Here is a 230-nt window from a genome sequence, read left to right as displayed (position 1 = left end):
GCAAGGACGCGCAGGTGAGGCCGCACCGCTGCGCCTGCCGCCGGCCCCCGGCCGGGCCCGCAAAACCCGGCGGCCCCGCATCCGTTAAAATCCCCGGTCTCCCTCCGATCCACCCGAGCCCGCGCATGACCCGCACCCGCTTCGCCCCCAGTCCCACCGGCTACCTGCACATCGGCGGCGCCCGCACCGCCCTGTATTGCTGGCTGGAAGCGCGCCGCGCGGGCGGGCAG

The 230-nt window shown here is 76.1% G+C and carries 1 protein-coding gene; it reads left to right on the top strand.

What is annotated here, in order from left to right:
• Positions 1 to 125: 125 nt before the first annotated feature.
• Positions 126 to 230, top strand: a 105-nt coding sequence (locus tag HKX41_13970) for a hypothetical protein (protein ID NNC25240.1), incomplete at its 3' end; no start/stop codon positions are given.

It is taken from the genome of Salifodinibacter halophilus, from assembly GCA_012999515.1.
Taxonomy (GTDB): Bacteria; Pseudomonadota; Gammaproteobacteria; order Nevskiales; family Salinisphaeraceae; genus Salifodinibacter; species Salifodinibacter halophilus.
The sequence above is the reverse complement of the archived record's forward strand: the minus strand, read 5'-3'. Positions and strand labels throughout refer to the sequence as shown.